General features: G+C 48.1%; 16 protein-coding genes. 14 read left to right on the forward strand and 2 right to left on the reverse strand.

Going from position 1 to position 17,529, the window contains the following annotated elements; genetic code table 11:
- Positions 1-133: 133 nt before the first annotated feature.
- Both SHEW_RS10240 and SHEW_RS10245 read left to right on the forward strand, forming a co-directional pair.
- Positions 134-790 (forward strand): flavodoxin family protein, encoded by a 657-nt coding sequence (locus tag SHEW_RS10240; protein WP_011865778.1) that lies wholly within the window; start codon positions 134-136, stop codon positions 788-790.
- Entirely contained in the window at positions 777-1,676 is a 900-nt protein-coding gene (locus tag SHEW_RS10245; protein WP_011865779.1) for an AraC family transcriptional regulator, read from the forward strand. Before SHEW_RS10240 ends, SHEW_RS10245 begins: the two co-directional genes overlap by 14 nt.
- 1,711 nt (positions 1,677-3,387) lie before the next feature.
- Here the strand turns inward: SHEW_RS10245 and SHEW_RS10250 are convergent.
- Positions 3,388-4,659 carry a tyrosine-type recombinase/integrase gene (locus SHEW_RS10250; protein ID WP_011865780.1) on the reverse strand — a complete coding sequence of 424 codons (1,272 nt, stop codon included), beginning with the start codon at positions 4,657-4,659 and terminating at the stop codon, positions 3,388-3,390.
- 322 nt (positions 4,660-4,981) lie between these two features.
- Between SHEW_RS10250 and SHEW_RS10255 the strand changes: the two genes are divergently transcribed.
- Positions 4,982-6,553: a response regulator gene (locus tag SHEW_RS10255; protein ID WP_011865781.1), complete on the forward strand. Its 1,572-nt coding sequence runs from the start codon at positions 4,982-4,984 to the stop codon at positions 6,551-6,553.
- Between the two features lie 192 nt (positions 6,554-6,745).
- Here SHEW_RS10255 and SHEW_RS10260 read toward each other — a convergent pair whose 3' ends face one another.
- Positions 6,746-7,243, reverse strand: coding sequence for a hypothetical protein (locus tag SHEW_RS10260; RefSeq protein ID WP_011865782.1), 498 nt, complete (start codon positions 7,241-7,243; stop codon positions 6,746-6,748).
- 264 nt (positions 7,244-7,507) lie between these two features.
- Here SHEW_RS10260 and ccoN point away from each other — a divergent pair, with 264 nt between their 5' ends.
- The 11 genes from ccoN to ttcA all read left to right on the forward strand — a co-directional run bounded on the left by ccoN (position 7,508) and on the right by ttcA (position 17,468).
- A complete protein-coding gene (gene ccoN / locus SHEW_RS10265; protein ID WP_011865783.1) occupies positions 7,508-8,935 on the forward strand; it encodes a cytochrome-c oxidase, cbb3-type subunit I in 1,428 nt (475 codons plus the stop codon).
- Positions 8,936-8,947: 12 nt separating this feature from the next.
- Positions 8,948-9,553, forward strand: coding sequence for a cytochrome-c oxidase, cbb3-type subunit II (gene ccoO, locus SHEW_RS10270; RefSeq protein WP_011865784.1), 606 nt, complete (start codon positions 8,948-8,950; stop codon positions 9,551-9,553).
- A 15-nt stretch (positions 9,554-9,568) separates the two neighbouring features.
- Positions 9,569-9,736 carry a CcoQ/FixQ family Cbb3-type cytochrome c oxidase assembly chaperone gene (locus SHEW_RS10275; RefSeq protein ID WP_011865785.1) on the forward strand — a complete coding sequence of 56 codons (168 nt, stop codon included), beginning with the start codon at positions 9,569-9,571 and terminating at the stop codon, positions 9,734-9,736.
- Between the two features lie 2 nt (positions 9,737-9,738).
- Positions 9,739-10,707 (forward strand): cytochrome-c oxidase, cbb3-type subunit III, encoded by a 969-nt coding sequence (ccoP, locus tag SHEW_RS10280; protein WP_041407157.1) that lies wholly within the window; start codon positions 9,739-9,741, stop codon positions 10,705-10,707.
- Between the two features lie 110 nt (positions 10,708-10,817).
- Positions 10,818-11,297, forward strand: a complete 480-nt coding sequence (locus SHEW_RS10285) for a FixH family protein (protein ID WP_011865787.1) — start codon at positions 10,818-10,820, stop codon at positions 11,295-11,297.
- Between the two features lie 6 nt (positions 11,298-11,303).
- Positions 11,304-13,727, forward strand: coding sequence for a heavy metal translocating P-type ATPase (locus SHEW_RS10290; RefSeq protein WP_011865788.1), 2,424 nt, complete (start codon positions 11,304-11,306; stop codon positions 13,725-13,727).
- A complete protein-coding gene (ccoS, locus tag SHEW_RS10295) occupies positions 13,724-13,909 on the forward strand; it encodes a cbb3-type cytochrome oxidase assembly protein CcoS (protein ID WP_011865789.1) in 186 nt (61 codons plus the stop codon). Before SHEW_RS10290 ends, ccoS begins: the two co-directional genes overlap by 4 nt.
- Positions 13,906-14,598: a sulfite exporter TauE/SafE family protein gene (locus SHEW_RS10300; RefSeq protein ID WP_011865790.1), complete on the forward strand. Its 693-nt coding sequence runs from the start codon at positions 13,906-13,908 to the stop codon at positions 14,596-14,598. Before ccoS ends, SHEW_RS10300 begins: the two co-directional genes overlap by 4 nt.
- Positions 14,599-14,653: 55 nt before the next feature.
- Positions 14,654-15,403 (forward strand): electron transport transcriptional regulator EtrA, encoded by a 750-nt coding sequence (gene etrA, locus SHEW_RS10305; RefSeq protein WP_011865791.1) that lies wholly within the window; start codon positions 14,654-14,656, stop codon positions 15,401-15,403.
- Positions 15,404-15,497: 94 nt separating this feature from the next.
- The gene (gene uspE / locus SHEW_RS10310; RefSeq protein ID WP_011865792.1) at positions 15,498-16,430 is read left to right on the forward strand and encodes a universal stress protein UspE; all 933 of its coding nucleotides are present in this window, start codon (positions 15,498-15,500) and stop codon (positions 16,428-16,430) included.
- 84 nt (positions 16,431-16,514) lie between these two features.
- Positions 16,515-17,468: a tRNA 2-thiocytidine(32) synthetase TtcA gene (gene ttcA, locus SHEW_RS10315; protein ID WP_011865793.1), complete on the forward strand. Its 954-nt coding sequence runs from the start codon at positions 16,515-16,517 to the stop codon at positions 17,466-17,468.
- Positions 17,469-17,529: the final 61 nt, after the last annotated feature.

Below are 17,529 nucleotides of genomic sequence, written 5' to 3' on the forward strand. Positions count from 1 at the left end.
CACTTCTTACCAAAGAGGTGAACGTGTCCTGAACACTGCCGAGGGCACGTTCTCTTTTTACAAGGCAGCAGGTTTCGCAGTAAAGCATTTTGGCTTTAGCGACAATTAGCCAAAAGAAACAAAGGAAGCAACTATGGGTCGTTGGATATTGATTGGTTTACTGATCGCGCTGGCATTAGTAACACTAATAGCCTTGGTCGTGACGCGGATTGAAAACGCCCAGTACACGAAAAATAGATCGCATCTGTCCAGCACACCGACCGGTCGAGCGGCCAAGGTCAATACGGTTATTGTGGTGTTCTCCCGCTCTGGCAATACTGGCGTCCTGGCGGACCATATTGCGCTGCAAACCGCGGGTCATGTGTATGAGATCTCGGCCGAGAGTTACCAACTTGGGATCTCGGGCTGGATTAACGCGCTGAAAGACGCAAGAAGCAATGTCGCCGACATTACACCATCGCATATTGATCTCGAGCCTTATGACACTGTCTTTTTAGGTTCGCCTATCTGGCTCTATAGTCCGGCACCACCGATATGGCAGTTTGTCAAAGACAATGATTTTACGGGCAAAAACGTCGTGCTCTTTAATACCTTCAACAGCAAATTTAAGCAGCAATACATTGATGATTTTGCTAAATTGGTTTTTGCTAAAGGCGCCAAATCATTTAAGCACAGGTACGTAAAACGAGGACGTATGGGCGACCAAATTTCACAGCAGCAGATGCTGAAAGAATTTGACGCGCAATCAACCGAGGTCAAGCAAGTAGGGCATGTCTATGTTAATCACTAGCGGTAACAGCATGATTCAGTCTCTAGCAGATACAGCATTTGCTTACGGGAGAAGGGAAGGTGACCATGACACTAGCATCCCTGACCTGACGCTTCACATCAGAAACACCCCGACCGAGCCACTGCACTGTATCTATACCTTGAGTCTGTCGCTTATCTTGCAAGGCAGTAAACAAGTCGCTATCGACGACCGTTTGCGCATCTGTAGCGCAGGACAATCTATGCTCACAACATTTGATTTGCCAGTCATTTCACATGTGACAGAAGCGACAAGGTATCATCCGTTTATCGGCTTAGTCTTGAAGTTGGACTATGGATTAATTGCCCAGACTTGCACTGAACTTAATCTGGAAAGACCATCCAAAGATCTTAGATATCAAGCAATTTCTACCCAAGATATCGATACCGGATTGTGTGATGCGATGAGCCGTTTGCTGGGGTTACATCTCACGCCTGAATATATCGAAAGCCTGGCGCAACTGTATAAAAAGGAAATCGTTATTCGATTGCTCCATGGTTCACATGGAATGCACTTGCGACATTTGGCGTCGGTTGGCTCGCCGAGCAGGCAAATCGTACAGATAGTGGCTTGGATGAAGCAGAATTTCGCTCAGGCGATAGGCATCAACGAATTAGCCGACAAAGCCCATATGAGTGCATCAGCGTTTCGGCAACACTTTAAAGCATTGACGGGTAGCAGCCCATTGCAATATCTCAAGCATCTGCGCCTGCAGGAAGCAAGGGACCAGATGCTGTTAAATGGTTTAGATGCCAGCCAGGCAAGCGGAGTCGTTGGCTATGAAAGCCCATCTCAATTTAGCCGTGAATACAGTCGGCTATTTGGGCTTCCTCCACAAAAGGATATCCAGCGATTACGTCAGGCGTAATGAGTAAGTTGTGGTCCTAGAGTGGTGCACGGCATTGCGGCGGGTAATTTGTATCGGAAAATGCTCGTCTGCAGGCTATGACAACCTCCATGGAAATGTTCACTTAAACTCAGAATCTGAGCCAATTAATCCCAGCCAAATCATTATGCTTTTTTCACTGTGTAGCAGCAGCCTTGCTAGCGTAAATCCTCAATGTCTAACACAGCAATCGTGTGAAGCGTTGTAGCAGAGTGGTGGATTATTGAATTAGTTATGCGGTGAACGAGATTCTCAGTTTGAATAAAAATGCCCAAAAATTTTCCGGAAATTATTTAACCCACCACGTTTAATTTAACATAATATACATTGTGCGCATGGCAGTGTATCTAAGACTGTGGTGGAGAGTGAGCCAGATATCAATCTTACAAAGACTAGCCTATATGCCATTTCTACCTTCACTTTTAATTTTGCCTTATCGGCTTATAGCCTAAAAGCTATCTGTCTCGAATACGCCCAATAGAATAAACTTATTGAAAAATACTAAGTCCTTTCTCTTTCTTTTATCAGTGCTAGCTCTTTTTATGGCAACAGAGATTCAACTCATTTGGCTGAGTTACAGTTGCTACAGTATCGCTATACTTTTTCATACAAAGTGAACTTACTAAGACTGGCATCTCAACAAGTGCTCCGAGTCGATACTTTAATTCAGCTACTGGCCTTTAGGCAGTCCGTTAAAGAATCGTCTTAGCTTTTCTAAAGTCCTTAATGGTATCTATCGCATTGAGATATTCTTTCTGTGGAGCATTCTAATCAGCATCCAGGGTTTTACTTGCCATGGATTGCTCAATCATTAGGCGTCGCTACGTGAAATCTGGCGGGTAATCCCCTTGTTTAAGTAATTTCATGCACGTAGCGACGCGTGTATTTTGTTTCAGGTTTTCCCTGCGTCAGCTATTTGTTTAATAACGATAGAATTTTGCGAACTACTAAAGCTAATGCAGACATAGCCTTCAATTAGCAAGCACTTGGAAAGCTAAAGTTAGTTTAGATGCTCTTAGTGTTACGGGTGTTAGTTAGGAACCAACCAGGCTTGCCGGTTTGATCGTTTCGGTGCGTTACTCTGAATGCTTCAGTGGAATGCTTTGCCTAATTTTAAATATTTAGATGTTTAATCTGGGGGCTCTCAATAAACGTCTAATACAAAACTCAGCGCATAACTAACCTAACTGCAGCTCATAACCTGGCTAGCAATAAGCAATCGGTACGTCTTAGCAGCTTACCAAATGATTCAATCTAGCCCCTCAGTTGCAAACGTTCAAAAGTAACCTAAGTAACTTAGACCTCTTGATATTGGGAATTGTCATATTGAATGAGAGTTACTAGTTAGAGAAGTAGCTAAAAGGAACTTTTAGTCAGATGCCGATAATGATACTTATCGGCATTAAGCGATTTGAAAAATGGCTGCCATTCATATGTTAAAAGTAAGGTTATCAGTATGGCTAAAATTTACGCACCCGGTCATCATAATATTTATAGATCACTAGAAGCTATTACATAAGCATTAACTAAAGCGTCATCTGAGTGACATGGAATCGCAAAACAGCCTGTTTAGACTATTATCGTCAACTCAAATTAGAGCCCTGTCTATTAAGTCTTTTCTTGTTGAGATACTTAAGCGATGCGACCGCTTTAGGCTCCCTACCCGTGTCTGCCCGGACACGGGCTTTTTTGATTATTCTATGCCGGCTAATCTGTCCATAGGCTTATTAGCTGCACTCTGATGCCTTTCGGCCTGAGATGTGTGCAGATACTGAGACGTGGTATCAATGCTCTCATGCCCTGCGTCCGCCTGAACATGAGATAAGGGCCGACCATTGAGATTAATGTCATGGGTGATCCCGGTATGACGGATGCTATGCACTGTCAGTTTTCGCATCACCTCTGCATCTTCCAAAAGCCCATCCGTGGCAGCCTGGTCAGCGGCGTGATTAATCAGCGACTGCACCGCCTCTCTTACCTGGCGAATGCCCAGATTTGCGTCGACCAATCCCGCTTCACGTCCTCGCCCAGCGGCCCTATGGCGCACGAAAATTGGCGTCTGTTCCTGATAGCCGGGTAAAGGTGACAGCCCCAAATGTTCGCGGTACTTTTTGAGTGCCTCTATTAATGCATTAGACAATGGGATTTGTCGCTGCTTGCCCCCTTTACTCTTAGGAATATGAAAACGCCAGATCCCTGTCTGCTTGTCTTGCTTAAATTGTCCCATGATAGGGCTGTAACCACTCCGCGCACTCACATCAGAGACACGCAAATAACAACCGTAAATCAACTTGATAAGGAACAAACTGCGTTGATGGATTTGAGGTTCCGCGATGGCAAGTTGTTCGACACTTGAGATAACATAAGACCATTGCAATTCGGTAAAGGCGAGTCCACTGCCCTCCTCTTCGCTCATGGCAAACTTTCGTTTATGGGCAAACTTTGAATGGTTCATCCAGGCCTGAGCTGGATTGCGCTCACAGTAATCTTCCGCCATCAAGAAGCCATAGAATGAGGAGAGTATCGCCATCTTAGTCTTGAGGGCGTTATCGCTAAGGCGGTATTCTTCCCCTCGTTTTCCCACAAAGGGTCGCCATAACGGATTGGGCACGCGCTGCTGACTCGCCTTGTCGAGTTTAAACTGGGCAACATTAAACTGACCGATTAATTCCTTTGGTGGCGACTGACAGTAGGCCACGAATTTATCCATGTCACGCCGACTTATTTGCCCCGGCGACTGCTGCACCACATCGAAACACCAATTTAGAAAACAGGTGATTTCACTACGAAAACTCTTATAACTGTTCTCATTTTCTCGCTGGGCGAACAGTAGATCGGATGCCAGCTCATAAACCAAGCCTGCATCTTCGACGCTATTCATGGCTATCGCCGTAATGTGCTGATTGATGATGGGGTTGCCGGCTTCGATATAGTCAATCGATTCAAATAGAGGTAAGGCGTGCAAGAGTCGACTCCATTAAAAAAGCGCCATGGGATGCCCTACGCACTATAGCAACAAAAGTGGGAAAATATTTAATAAAATTGGCACGTTAGATCAGTATTTGATCGGTTAGACTAAAGAGCGCTTGCTCAGTAAACACAAGTATATGTTTTCCGCCCTTATGTTCACCGCCCTGCTATCGTCACGCGATACGCAACAAAAAGGGCTAACTGCCTCATTTAATCTGCAATTTCAATTTCTCACCTTCTAAATTCTCCAGCTAAATGCCACGTGAGTTACTACACTAATAAATAAGGTCAATTTAGTTCACCTAAGAGGGGTACGGATGCTAATTGATATGGCGAAAAAGAGTCCACTGTTCTCAGGTAAGAAGAAAGCAGCCGAAACAGAAACAGGACCGGCCTGGCGCATACTGATCGTCGACGATGAGCCCGATGTACACACAGTAACAAAACTCGCACTGTCGCGGTTTAAACTAGATAACCGCGGCATAGAGTTTATTAATGCCTATAGCGGCGAAGAAGCAAAGCGGGTGTTACAAGATGAAAAAGACGTGGCCATGGCGTTTATCGACGTGGTCATGGAGAGCGATCACGCCGGTCTTGAGCTGGTCAAATGGATCCGTGAAGAGCATAACGACCGCAGCATCAGATTAATCCTGCGTACCGGTCAGCCGGGACAAGCGCCTGAAGAAGATGTGATCGTCAATTACGACATCAACGATTACAAGGCAAAGGCTGAATTGGATTCACGTAAGCTGATCACCAGCGTCTACTCCGCGCTGAGAAGTTACCGCGATATCATGGAGATCGAAGCGGCGAAACAAACGCAAATCCGCTACCGAGAGGGGCTAGAGCGTGTCGTCAAGGCGACCTCTGGCCTGTTTGAACTCAGAACTCTGTATCATTTTGCCGACGGTCTGCTGACTCAGGTCGCCAACCTCCTTAACCTCAACAACGAGACCTTACTGCTGACCTGCAATGCCATAGATGCGATGAGCAAGGATTTAAGTACCGACAAACTCCATATCCTGGCTGGCACCGGCCAATTTGCCAGTCACCATGAACAAGCCATCCCCGAGCCCATCGAGAAGCTGCTTAAACGGGCACTACAGGAACAGACATGCCTGTATGAAGACAACCTATTCGTCGGTTACTTCCCAGCAAAGAGTGGTTGGATCAATCTTTTGTATATGGACAACATACATGCCATTGGCGATCTGGATAAGAAGCTTATCGATATCTTTGCCATCAATGTCGGCGTCGCCTTCGAGAACCTGCTGCTGAACAAAGAGCTAGAAGATACCCAGTCAGAATTGATCTTCCGCCTAGGCGATGTGGTCGAGAGCCGCTCGAAGGAAGCCGCCAACCATGTGAAGCGTATGGCCGAGTACTGTTATATCCTGGCAAAATTGGCCGGGCTCGATGATCAACAGGCCGATCTCATCAAACACGCATCACCCATGCATGACATAGGTAAGATAGCGACGCCGGATGCCGTGTTATTAAAACCTGGAAAACTAAACGATGAAGAGTGGCAGATCATGCGTCAGCATCCCGCCATCGGTCACCAGATCTTGGGCAACTCAGAGCGCCCTATTCTCAACGCTGCCGCCATCATCGCCTTACAACACCATGAGAAGTACGATGGCAGTGGTTATCCTGATGGATTAAAAGGCGATGAAATTCATATCTTTGCACGCATTGTTGCTATCGCAGATGTGTTCGATGCGCTATCCCACGAGCGCTGCTATAAACCGGCCTGGCCACTAGATGAAGTGATAGCCGAGATCGCAAAAGGTGCAGGGTCACACTTTGATCCTGACCTTACCTCACTCTTTATCGATAACATAGAACACTTCAATAAGGTGCGATTAGCCCTAACTGATAGCAATTAAAGATAGCGATTAAGCTTAAGCAATCAGCGGTCGCCGTAAGCGGGTTTTATTGAGCTAGTGAGTTAAGCCTAGTTATTTGAGACTAAATATTTGAATTTAAATTTTTGAGTACGATGGCTTAGATGAAGCTAGCTGCCTAAAAGGCTTTGTTCCATATAAGGCAGCTTGAGCTTGAGTCGATTAGCACAGCTTTTAGCCATTCTTAGCCGGATTATCGGCCAAAAAGTCGTACATAATGGTCTTAGATTGACCGCCTATCTCGAAGCTGGCGATAAGACGCCACACCATATAATTGCTGCTGCAAGAACCGTATATTAGCGTTCCTTGATAGGTGTTTTTGCTAGTTTCACTTAAAATGAGTGGGATAACCCCCATAAACATATCTCTACCCTCAACACGAACCTGGAGGTTTTCCAGTGATTCACTACTGCTCAAGGTCACCGTTAACGGCTTTTCGCTAGGGGTGTCTTCAGGTGAAATCGCCAATGAAATAAGCGTTTCACCGAGTTTTTTATCGCAGGTTTTTTGATGAAAATCGCACAGACTCGGGTCTATTTCAAAGGCGGTTTCGTTAGCCGCTTTTACATCTTGTTTAGGGGCTTTTGGCGCTTTTTCGCAGCCCGTTAACAGGGGCATTAAAAATAGGCTTGCAGTCAGCGTAATTAGGGAGATTTGTCGATTCAGTAGCACAATTATTAACCTTTTGAATCATAGTGTTTACATTCTATCCAGGTAGTTTGATCTGGATCAATATCCTAGGCCGCATAATTCCTATCTTTTTTGATATTGCTCAAGTATCATTGCGTTACTCGGCATTAATTTGCGTTAATGTTGCGTGACACATTGACACAATCTTGTTTGTTTCGTAGGGAAACAAGCCTTTGATGTCATTTTACCGGGTAAAGTGCCGCTTTACTCAAACAATAAGTATAAGTAATAAGCAGTGGAAGCAATATGATGAACCATTCCCAGCCTCAAGGCGCTGATTACAATTACACTGTTGTCCGCCAATTTGCCCTCACCACAGTTTTGTGGGGCATTATCGGTATGACAGTAGGTGTATTGATCGCGGCCCAGTTAATCTGGCCACAACTTAACTTCGAAACTCCATGGCTAACGTACAGTCGTCTAAGACCTCTGCACACCAACGCCGTGATTTTCGCGTTTGGTACTTCAGCGTTATTTGCAACATCCTATTATATCGTCCAGCGTACCTGCCAAACCCGCCTATTTGCACCTAAATTAGCTGCATTTACCTTCTGGGGATGGCAAGCCATTATTCTTTCAGCCGTTATTACTCTGCCGCTTGGTCTAACCAGCAGTAAAGAATACGCTGAACTTGAATGGCCTATCGACATCGCTATTACCATAGTGTGGGTAGCCTATGCCGTTGTGTTCTTTGGCACAATTGTGAAACGAACCACGTCACACATCTATGTGGCAAACTGGTTCTTCGGCGCCTTCATCATCACGGTTGCAGTTCTGCACATCGTGAACTCTATGGCAGTACCTGTCAGCCTGTTCAAGTCATACTCATTATACTCTGGCGCCGTCGATGCCATGGTGCAATGGTGGTATGGCCACAACGCCGTTGGCTTCCTACTGACCGCCGGTTTCCTGGGTATGATGTACTACTTCGTACCTAAGCAAGCAGGTCGTCCTGTTTATTCTTACCGTCTGTCTATCGTTCACTTCTGGGCATTAATTGCACTGTACATCTGGGCGGGTCCACACCACCTGCACTACACAGCGCTACCAGACTGGACACAGTCACTGGGTATGGTGATGTCTCTGATCCTGTTCGCACCTTCTTGGGGCGGTATGATCAACGGTATCATGACCCTGTCAGGCGCTTGGCATAAGCTAAGAACTGACCCTGTTCTACGTTTCTTGATCGTTTCTCTGTCTTTCTATGGTATGTCGACCTTCGAAGGTCCAATGATGGCCATTAAGACAGTTAACGCATTATCTCACTACACCGACTGGACCATAGGTCACGTTCACTCAGGCGCACTTGGCTGGGTGGCTATGGTATCTATCGGTTCGCTATACCACCTGATCCCTGCTATCTACGGTCACGGTCGTATGTACAGCACACAACTGATTAACGTTCACTTCTGGTTAGCGACTATCGGTACTGTACTTTACATCGTTTCAATGTGGATCTCGGGTGTTATGCAAGGTCTGATGTGGCGTGCAGTTAACTCTGACGGCACCCTAACCTACAGCTTCGTTGAAGGTTTGGAAGCATCATACCCATTCTACTTTGTTCGCTTCTTAGGTGGCCTGTTCTTCGTCACTGGTATGCTGCTAATGGCATACAACGTGGTTAAGACAGTAAAAGCGCCAAAAGAATCTTTGCCAGCGCTGGCTGAAGCATAAGGAGTAGATTTGATGAAATTTAATCATGAGATAGTCGAGAAAAACATCGGTCTGCTAGGTATCTTTACCGTAATTGCTATCAGTATTGGTGGCCTGGTACAGATCACTCCCCTGCTATTCCAAAAAGACACTACTGAGCCAGTAAACGGACTACGTCCATACTCAGCACTTGAGCTCGAAGGTCGTGACATCTACATCCGTGAAGGTTGTGTAGGTTGTCACAGCCAGATGATTCGTCCGCTACGTGCTGAAACTGAGCGTTACGGTCACTACTCTGTTGCCGGTGAATCAGTTTGGGATCACCCATTCCTGTGGGGTTCTAAGCGTACTGGTCCAGACTTGGCCCGTGTTGGCGGTCGTTACAGCGACAAGTGGCATGAAGTTCACCTACTTGATCCTCGCGCAGTAGTACCACAATCAAACATGCCTGCCTTCCCTTGGTTGGCCGAGAACGTCCTAGATGGCGAGCTAACGGCTAAGAAGATGGAAGTGTTCCGTGGTTTCGGCGTGCCTTACTCTCAAGATGATATCGACAACGCTAAGAAAGCGGTTGAAGGTAAGACTGAGATGCAGGCACTAATTGCATACCTGCAGTCGCTAGGTCACGCACTGAAATAAATTGGAGGCATAAATATGGATTACGGCACAGTACAAGGGATTATTACCATTGTTGTCATGGTGACGTTTGTCGGTATTTTTGCATGGGCTTATAGCGGTCGCCGTAAAGCGCAGTTTGACGAGGCCGCTAACCTTGTTTTCTCAGATGATGAGAAGCACAAGGACTCAGGAGAACATAAGTGATGATGAGTAGCTTCTGGAGTATTTGGATTACCGTACTCACAATTGTGGTAATCGCAGGATGTTTCATCCTACTGTTTGTTGTCTCTAAAAACACCACAGGTGTTGAAGAAGGCAAATCAATGGGTCACAGCTTTGATGGCATTGAAGAGATCAATAACCCACTGCCTAAGTGGTGGAGTTATATGTTCTACATCACCATCATCTTCGGTGTGGTCTATCTGGCAGCCTACCCAGGTCTTGGTAACTATAAAGGTTTCCTAGGCTGGTCAAGCTCGAACCAAAGCATTGGTACTGAAAAAGGTATCAAGGAAGATTCTGCCGCTGCCGTTGAACTGGCTGCAAATGAACATCGCTGGGTTCAGTATGACCAAGAGGTTGAGAAAGCCAATGCTAAGTACAGCCCGATCTTCGCGGCTTACCTAGCTACACCGCTCGAAGAGCTAGTGAAGAACGAAGAAGCCCTAAAAGTGGGTGGTCGTCTGTTCCTGCAAAACTGTGCTCAGTGCCACGGTAGTGACGCACGCGGTAGCAAGGGCTTCCCTAACCTGACTGACGGTGACTGGCTATATGGCGGCGATCTTGCCACCATCAAGACCACTATCATGAACGGTCGCAACGGCATGATGCCACCAAAAGGCGGTCTACCTATCGAAGACAGCGAGCTGAAAGGCCTGGCTGAATACGTCGTTAAACTGTCTGGTCGCGACCACGATGAAGCCTTGGCCGCACAAGGTCAGGCATCATTCATGAAAGGTTGTTTCGCCTGTCATGGTATGGACGGTACTGGTAACAAGTTCATGGGTGCACCTAACCTCACCGACAACACTTGGTTGTACGGCGGTAGTCGTGGTGTGATCCAAGAGAGCATTAAGAACGGTCGTTCTGGTGTAATGCCTGCTTGGAAAGATGTCTTGGGCGAAGAGAAAGTTCACGTCATCGCTGCCTATGTTTATAGCTTGTCAAACAAGTAATTACATATAAGTAACACCAAGGCCTCGAAACAGATCGAGGCCTTTTTTTTAAGTGCTATCACTGCCTTTTAACGGTAAGATATGGCCAACAAAAATAACAGGTAGTATCCATGAATAAACCACAAGCTTGGTATAAACAGTTTTGGCCTTGGTTTCTGATTATTTTGCCGCTGTGTGCCGTATTTGCCAGTGTGAATTTGATGTTGCTCGCAGTCGAAAATAAAGACTCCTTAGTATCGGAAGACTATTACAAAGACGGCAAGGCCATTAACATGGACCTGCGTAAGATTAAACACGCCAAGCAACTTGGCTTGCAGTTTGAGTTGCATCTAACCCAAGATGAACTCACCCTCACCCAGCATGGCGGTGAGCCCTATACGGCTGCGCTCAACGTATCCTTCTATCATCCAACGCTACAAGAGAAAGATTTCGCCGAGGTTGCCACCGCCGACGGTAATCAGGTTTACCATATCGCGCTCAACTCGCCGCTTCAGGGCAGCTGGGAAGTCAGACTGGAAGGGTTTGATGGCACATGGCGCATCCAAAAACGTCTCGAGCTAAAAGATAATCAACAATACTGGTTAAATTAATCTTGTATGGATGCGTTAAACTGCTTTCATTGCGGCGAGCCGGTAACCACCGGCCGCCAATTCGAGACCCTTATCGACAATGTCCCTCAGCCCATGTGTTGCCCCGGATGCCAGGCGGTATCTGCCGCCATCATAGAGGCGGGACTGACCAACTATTATAAGTATCGCACCGAGCCCGGCAGCAAGCAGACGGCGCTGGTGCCCGAAGCCCTTAACGCCTTTTCCGCCTTCGATCTTAAAGAGGTGCAGCAGGACTTTGTGCATCAAGACGTGCATAAAGACAAACAGAGTGCCAGCACCTCTCTAACCATAGATGGCATTACCTGCGCGGCCTGCGCCTGGTTGATCGAACATAAGCTTCAGCATCTCGACGGCATCAACAAGATAGCAGTCAACACCACCACAGAGCGGGCTCAGGTCAGCTGGAATCCGGAAAAACTCAAACTGTCAGAGATCCTGGCACAGATCAGCCGTATCGGCTATCAAGCCGCTCCCTATCAGGTGGATGACGAAGAGATACAGAGCAAGAAGAACAGTCGTAAGTTCCTGCTCAGACTCGGCCTGGCAGGCTTTGCGACCATGCAGGTGATGATGTTTGCCCTGGCGCTCTACTCTGATTACTTTACCGATCTCGACGTGGAGTTCAGGGACTATTTTCGCTGGGTCAGCATGATCTTCGCCGCGCCCGTGGTCTTCTATTCGGCGCAGCCCTTCTATTTTAGCGCCGTGCGCGCCATGTTATCCGGCCGGCTCAACATGGACGTGTCTGTGTCCATCGCCATCTGCGGCGCCTATATCGCCAGCTGTATCGCTACGGTATCTGGCCAGGGCGAAGTCTATTTCGAATCCGTCAGCATGTTTACCTTCTTCCTGCTGCTGGGACGCTATTTCGAGCAAAATGCGCGGCAGAAGGCCTCGATTAGCTCCAATAACCTGCACAAATTGATCCCGCTCACCGCCAACTTGCTCGATAAAGATGGCATCCAGACCGAAGTCCCCGCTAAGCGTCTCAAGGTTGGTGACCTCATTATGGTTAAGCCCGGTGAGGTGATCGCCGCCGATGGCGATATCATCGAGGGGATGAGCAGCGTCAATGAGGCCATGCTTACTGGCGAGCAGATGCCGGTGACCAAGAATATCACCAGCCAGGTGTATGCGGGCACCATCAACGTGGATCACCCGATAAAGGTGCAAGTCACCGCGACCGGGCAAGACCAATTGGTCGCCGAAATCATTCGCCTGCAAGAGGCGGCATCGAACAACAAGCCAAAGGTGGCGCTCTACGTCGATACTATCTCCAACTATTTCACCTGGACCATCTTAGTGGTTGCCGCCCTCACCTATCTGGTATGGAAGCACTATTGGCCGGATGATGCCTTTTGGGTCACGCTTTCCGTCTTGGTCGCTACCTGCCCCTGCGCGCTGGCATTGGCGACACCGACTGCGGTGACCTGCGCTACCGGCCTCTTTACCAGGCTTGGGGTGGTTGCTCGCCGCTCGGGTGTGTTTGAGAAACTACCCAAAGTCGATCAGGTGGTGTTTGATAAGACGGGCACTCTCACCTGCGGCAGCCTCACTCTGCGCGAGACTAAGAAATTTACTCAGCGTTTTAACCAAGATGCCTCTCTCGATGTGCTGGCCATCGCCGCCGCCATGGAGTCGCATTCGATTCATCCCATCGCTAAAGCGTTTGCGCCTTACTACCAGACTGGCTATCGCTTGGATGAGAGTCAGTATGTAGCAGGTGCGGGCGTGCAGGCTAAGGTCAATGGCACCCGCTATTTCCTCGGCAGCGCGGATTTTATTCGCCAAAACACAAGTCTTACCGCTATCGACGGCCAATGCAGCGTCTATCTTGCCGATAACGACGCGCTACTCGCCGGCTTTACCTTGAGCGATACGGTGCGAGAAGATGCTAAGGCAACTCTGGTAACCCTCAAGGAGATGGGCTTTGCTACCTGTATCGCCAGTGGTGACACCAGTGAACACGTAGAGCAAGTTGCCAAAGAAGTGGGCATAGAAAACTTGCACAAAGGTCTCAAGCCCCAAGATAAACTTAAACTTATCAATCAGCTAAAAGATGAGGGCAAGCAGGTTGTCATGTTCGGCGATGGTGTAAACGATGCGCCAGTTCTGGCAGGTGCCAATCTGTCGGTGGCCATGGGCAGCGGCGCGGACATCGCCAAAAACAGCGCCGATCTTATCCTGCTCGGCGATCAGCTATCCCGCTTTCCTCAGGCGGTTCGCATCGCCAAGATGACCGAGCAGATCATCAGACAAAACCTGATCTGGGCGCTTGGCTATAACCTGCTTATCATTCCTTTGGCGGTAACTGGACACGTGTTACCCTACATTGCTGCCATAGGTATGTCGGCCAGCTCATTAATTGTTGTCGCCAATAGCCTCAGACTACTAAAGGTTCGTTTATGAGTATTATCTATGTCTTGATCCCTATCGCCATGCTGTTCGTGCTCGTTGCCGTAGGCATCTTCTTCTGGGCGGTTAAATCTGAACAATTTGACGATCTCGACAGACAGAGCGTGTCTATCCTGTTCGATGACGACATCAAACAGAAGCCAAGTGATTCCAGCGATGAGTCGACGCCGCGTTGATCGACTTTAGCATTACCGGCGCCTTCCTCGTCGGCCTGATGGGTGCTGGCCATTGCATAGGCATGTGTGGTGGCCTGGTGGGCGCCTTCTCCCAGCAGCTCCCAAGAAAGGCCAGCGATAATATTCTGCTCGGTCAGCTGCAGTTTATCTTGAGTTATAACCTGGGCCGCATTCTCAGCTATACCCTGGCAGGCGCGCTAGTTGGCGGCTCGGCCAGCCTGCTCAGTACCCTCTTCAGTATCGATGCTTACCTGATTGGCATGCGTGTATTTGCCGGTGTGATGATGATAGTTACCGGACTCTATATCGCGCAGATCTGGTCTGGGGTGGTGCAGATTGAGCGCGTAGGGAAATTATTGTGGCGCTTCATCGGTCCTATTGCGAATAAGTGGTTACCGATAACAGATTTAAAACAAGCCTTTACGGCAGGTCTGCTATGGGGCTGGCTGCCCTGTGGCTTGGTCTATAGCACACTTACCTGGGCGGTCGCGGCAAACTCGGCGCAGCAAGGGGCGATGATCATGGCGGCCTTTGGCCTGGGCACCCTGCCGGCGCTGGTCAGTGTCGGCATCGCCGCACGCTATTTTGCCCAGCTAGTACAGGCACGAAAAGTAAGGCTTATCAGTGGCTTAATCTTAGTAAGCTTTGGCATACACACTTTGTATATTGCATTTGCGCAGCTAGGCTAGCTGTGACTATTAAATTAGTTTAACATAAGCCTAATTGTGAAATTCGAGAGAGATTATGACAGATAATATTAAAAGTCGTCGTTCGGCTGTACCCGGATGCGCCATTCATTGTCATGACTGCAGCATGGGTACTTTGTGTATCCCTTTCACGTTGAATAACAATGAGCTAGATCAGCTTGATGACATTATTGAACGTAAGAAACCGATACAAAAAGGCGAGCAAATATTTAAGTCTGGCGACTCGTTAAAATCTCTCTATGCGATTCGCTCGGGTACCATCAAGAGCTACACCATTACCGAACAGGGTGATGAGCAGATCACTGGCTTTCACCTAGCCGGTGACGTGATAGGTTTCGATGGCATTCACTCTCAGATCCACCAGAGTTTTGCCCAGGCACTAGAGACCTCTATGGTATGTGAAATTCCTTTCGATACCTTAGACGAACTCTCAGGCACCATGCCTAAGCTCAGACAGCAGATCATGCGTCTGATGAGCAACGAGATCCAAAGCGATCAAGAGATGATCTTGCTACTTAGTAAGAAGAACGCCGAGGAGCGTCTAGCGGCATTTATCAGTAATCTAGCTAGCCGGTTCGGCAGCCGCGGTTTCTCGCCCAAAGAGTTCCGTCTCACCATGACACGTGGTGATATTGGTAATTACCTTGGTTTGACCGTTGAAACCATCAGCCGTCTCCTGGGACGCTTCCAAAAAGCAGAATTGATCGAGGTAAAAGGAAAGTACATTACCATCGTCGATTTTGACTCGCTCAACAAGTTAGCCGGTAACAACAAGATAGGCCGCTAATTAGCCGATTTTCTGGGCAAATTTGATCTAAAACAAGGCAATTTGCCCTATATCGCTCATTATTTAAGTACCACCTCAGATAAAGGAAGAATCTATGAAGGACTATCATAAGATCCTTGTTGTAGTGGATCCAACAAGCGACAAGCAATCTGCCCTCGCCAGAGCCGTCGAACTAGCCTCTAAAAACCAAGCGTCAATCACCGTTTTTCTCTCTATTTTCGATTTTTCCTACGAGATGACCTCTATCCTGTCGGGTCATGAACGAGAAGCCATGCGCCAAGGCGTGATTGCCCAGCGCAGAGCCTGGCTGGACGATATCCTCGGCGGTTACAAAGATAGCGGCGTTGCCATCGACAGCGAAGTGATTTGGCACAATCGTCCCTTCGAGAGCATTATCTTACACGCCATCGAAGGTAGCTATGATCTGATCGTTAAAGGCACACACGAACACGATAAGCTTAAGTCGGTGATCTTTACCCCTACCGACTGGCACCTGATGCGTAAGGCGCCGGTGCCTGTGCTCTTGGTGAAAGAACATGACTGGCCGGTGGCCGGTAAGATCCTGTGCGCCATCAACGTGGCCTCGGAAGATGACGATCATCAAACCCTTAACGGTAAGATCATCGAGCATGCCCTGGATCTGGCCAAGAAATTCGATGCTCAGGTACATCTGGTGAATGGTTATCCTGGTACCCCAGTTAACCTGGCTATTGAGTTGCCTGACTTTGACGCGCACACCTATAGCGAAACCATTCGCATGCAGCATGAGCAGCGTGTCTGTTACCTTGCCAGCAACTATGGTATCTCCAGTGACTTTTGCCACATCAAGGAAGGTCTGCCGGAGGATGTGATCCCTGAGCTTGCCGAGCAACTGGATGCCGAGCTGGTGATCTTAGGTACCGTGGGTCGAACCGGCTTCTCGGCGGCGCTTATCGGTAACACCGCCGAGCATGTGATCGATAGCATCAACTGCGACCTGTTGGCGATTAAGCCCGACGGCTATAAGTCACCGTTAGAAGAGGAATGATCGCCTTAGGCCATCTTCTTTAGCCCCATTTTTTAAGCTATACTACGCGCCCAGAATTTTACGATACTAGGCGCGTTTTTTATTATGTCTGAAGAAACCCTCTCAAAGAAACAGATAACTCGGCTAAACAAGCTACAAAAGCGCCTTAGGCGCGAAGTCGGTAGTGCCATCGCCGATTACAACATGATTGAAGAGGGCGACACCGTCATGTGCTGTCTTTCCGGCGGCAAAGACAGTTATGCCATGCTCGATATCCTGGTCAATCTGCTGCAGAGAGCGCCGGTTAACTTTAATCTGGTAGCCGTTAACCTGGATCAGAAGCAGCCAGGTTTCCCAGAAGATATTCTGCCGGCTTACTTAGATAGCCTAAAGGTGCCTTACCATATCCTCGAGAAGGACACCTACTCTATCGTTAAAGATAAGATCCCAGAAGGCAAGACCACCTGCTCGCTCTGCAGTCGTCTGCGCCGCGGCACCTTATACGGTTTTGCCCAGAAGATTGGCGCTACTAAGATCGCCCTGGGTCATCACAGAGACGACATCATAGAAACCATGTTCCTCAACATGTTCTACGCCGGCAAGCTCAAGGCGATGCCACCTAAGCTGCTGTCTGATGATGGCGCCAACGTAGTGATCCGTCCCCTCGCTTACAGTCGAGAAAAAGATATCGCCGAATATGCAGAATTAAAGGCGTTTCCTATCATCCCTTGTAACCTATGTGGCTCACAGGAAAACCTTAAGCGTGCGGCGGTAAAAGAGATGCTCAAGAGCTGGGATAAGCAGTTCCCCGGCCGTATCGAAACTATCTTCACCGCGATGCAAAATACCAGCCCGTCACAGGGCGTCGACCGAGACCAGTTTGATTTCGTCTCTTTGAAGCAAGATCCCGATGCACCGATGAAAGGTGATGTTGCTGAGTCGGACCTGCCGGCATTCGATTTCTTAGACCTTGCCAACAGCGGTCATATCGATCTCGATGCAGCCAAGCGCAGCAGTGACCTGCTCAAAATTGATGTGGTGAGCACCTATACGCCGTAGGCGCTTATCTCAGATATAAAAACGCCCTCAGTTGAGGGCATTTTTATTATTCAGCTTCGCC

The sequence above is a fragment of the Shewanella loihica PV-4 genome, assembly GCF_000016065.1.
In the GTDB taxonomy this organism is placed as follows: domain Bacteria; phylum Pseudomonadota; class Gammaproteobacteria; order Enterobacterales; family Shewanellaceae; genus Shewanella; species Shewanella loihica.